The organism is Sporosarcina sp. P13, from assembly GCF_002743055.1.
Lineage (GTDB): Bacteria > Bacillota > Bacilli > Bacillales_A > Planococcaceae > Sporosarcina.
The window spans coordinates 1-2936 of record NZ_PDYM01000072.1; the positions used below are offsets into that span (position 1 = coordinate 1).

General features: G+C 38.1%; 2 protein-coding genes. Both read right to left on the reverse strand.

Annotation, left to right across the window (positions count from 1 at the left end):
* Window positions 1–388 precede the first annotated feature (388 nt).
* The gene (locus CSV79_RS16350; protein WP_099690107.1) at window positions 389–682 is read right to left on the reverse strand and encodes a hypothetical protein; all 294 of its coding nucleotides are present in this window, start codon (window positions 680–682) and stop codon (window positions 389–391) included.
* 524 nt (window positions 683–1206) lie between these two features.
* Window positions 1207–2325: a non-hydrolyzing UDP-N-acetylglucosamine 2-epimerase gene (gene wecB, locus CSV79_RS16355; protein ID WP_099690108.1), complete on the reverse strand. Its 1119-nt coding sequence runs from the start codon at window positions 2323–2325 to the stop codon at window positions 1207–1209.
* Between the last annotated feature and the right edge of the window lie 611 nt (window positions 2326–2936).

The following is a 2936-nucleotide window of genomic DNA, read 5'->3' on the forward strand; positions in this document are numbered from 1 at the left end:
GCGCGGAATGCAAACTTACGGGGACTATGGTCAATGGTTTCTGTTGCAATAGAAAAGCATCTCCTTAAAGTTGATATATTGATCATACTAGGAGATGCTTTTTAAAAATATGCGTTGTTTGATTGGGGGCTTACAGCTTTCGAAGGATTTCAAGTGAAGATCGTGATGAAGGACTTGGCTGATGAGCTGGAATGAACAGCAGAATGTTTATTTAATGACCTATTGTGGTTGGTTCGTGTGCAATTACATTGGTCTGATAGGCTGCAATCAAAAAGGAGTCTTCCATCGATTTCTCGATCAAAAGACTCTTTTCTTGTACATTATCCAATTGTCTGAATAGTGTTTGAATTGTGTGGTGCACAGGCACCGTTTTTATTCACTTTTAGCTCTAGTAAATCTCAGGTGGGAAACCTATAGAATATATCATAAATTCTATCGCAGACATTTGTTGTAAATTATTAATAAACTCCCATGCTTTCTCCTGGTTTAGGAAAATAAACGTGTCTATACCATGATCCACTTCTCCATCAAAAAACATGTACAAATAGAGTACGGTTGGCCCCTTTTTCAGGCCGTCCATGTTTTCTCCTGTAACAACAATCATAAACGATGGATCTGCTTGAGTATAAAAATGTGATACGAACTCGGTACCTTGTAAATTTGACAGTATCTTAAAATCCAATGACTAACTCTCCTATTCAATATGTGATACAGACTTCATTCGACATATTTAAAGAGTAACCTTCAATATTTTTAAGAATTATTATAAAAATCCAAAAGTTATTTTTCCGGAAATTCAAGTTATTTATAACATTCGCATGCATCGAATACTATGTGTTTGGTGTGGTGTGTCTAGGCATTCAACATTCATTTAAATATTGACAAGTCATTTACCAATGCGCCTTTCAATAATTTCTTTTCTCCCTACATGAGAGACACAGATACAGGATTTAAAATGACTAGGGCCAATTACTAAACTCACAACTATTAACTCCGCTAACACGATAAGCCCCCGTTTACCATCTCAGTGTGTCGGAAGACAGGAGGCATTGCAGGGAAATATTTTGGCGTTCAATGGTAAAAAGATGTTACAGACGATAAAACTACATGTCCATAATCTGAATTAAGGGCATTTATTTACACAATTCTACACGCGCATAATTTTAAATTCGGCATTTAAATAATATCTACAAATCTTGACAGTACTCACATATTAGAAAGGTACTTTTTAAGCACCTCCACAATACGTTCTGATGCATGTCCATCACCATATGGATTGTGTGCCTTAGCCATTTCTTCGTATGCATCTTGATTAGTTAGAAGTTCATTGGCGAGAGCATAGATTGTTTCTTCGTCAGTGCCCGCTAGCTTCAGTGTACCTGCCTCAATTCCTTCTGGCCGCTCAGTAGTGTCGCGTAAGACAATAACTGGCTTTCCAAGAGATGGTGCCTCTTCTTGTATGCCACCTGAATCAGTAAGTATGATGTGTGACGCAGCTGTAAAGTTATGAAAATCTACAACTTCCAAAGGTTCAATTAAATGCACACGGTTATTATCACCGAGTACTTCATCCGCTACTTCACGAACTGCAGGGTTCATATGTACAGGATAGATGACTTGGATATCTTCATGTTCTGCGAGAAGTCGGCTTATCGCCTTGAACATAGTGCGCATCGGTTCGCCTAGATTTTCACGACGGTGCGCTGTTAACAGGACAAGACGGTTGTTCCCTAGCTCCTCTAACAACGGATGAGAATAATTTTCTCTAACAGTCGTCTGCAATGCATCAATCGCTGTATTTCCTGTAATAAAGATACTATCTTCAGATTTTCCTTCATTTCTTAAGTTCTGCGCAGACATTTCAGTCGGCGAGAAATGAAGATCCGCAATCACTCCCGTTAACTGGCGATTCATTTCTTCAGGATATGGTGAATACTTATCCCACGTACGAAGACCTGCTTCAACATGTCCAACCGCTACTTGATTGTAAAACGCTGCAAGACTGGCAATGAACGTTGTAGCCGTATCTCCATGCACAAGAACGATATCTGGTTTAGATTCTTTCATAATACGATCTAACCCTTCAAGTCCACGCGTAGCTACATCAATAAGTGTTTGTCTATCTTTCATAATGTTTAAATCGTAATCTGGTGTTATACCAAATGTATCTAGCACTTGATCAAGCATTTCTCTATGTTGCGCTGTTACCGTAACAATTGATTCAATCTCTTCAGCATGCTTTTCGAGTTCAAGAACAAGTGGCGCCATTTTAATCGCCTCGGGTCTTGTGCCGAAAATCGTCATCACTTTCCACTTTTCCTTCAAATCATTTCAACCTCCGATTTATTTGATTGCTAACCGTAAGTTATGAAAGTCTGATCAGTTATATTTTGCAAAAACGTCATACATGAGATCGCAATTGCAACTACAGACTGTTGCAACTTGATTGGAGCCACTGTGGCCATAAGTACCAAATTAAGAAGCCGACTATATCATAGGCTGGCTTTTCCTATAAAGGCTGTCATGCCCAATACTACAAGTAGAGTAGCGAACCCAGATTTGTTTGCAATACTTTGTACTTAACATCAGTTTAGATAATCTGTTTTATTCAATTTGTTTGTGTAGGCTCAAAAATATATTCATGGCATCAATGTGTACCCATAGTCTCGGTGTTGTTACCATCAATTGGAAATTAACAGTTTTCCTAAATTAAGATCGGTCCTCACGTAATCTAGGTGAAAGATCTATTCTTGTACGTAATTAGAGTCCATTCTGCAACATATTCGCTTATTTTGATTCTAAGCATTAACCAAAATACGAACGATTACTTCAATTAAACCTTGGAGCTAGTATAGATGTATGGACACAAGTTAGTTAAGTCTCTATCCTATAAATAGAGAGGTTGTGTCCGGAATGAAACAAAAACGTTATAACCA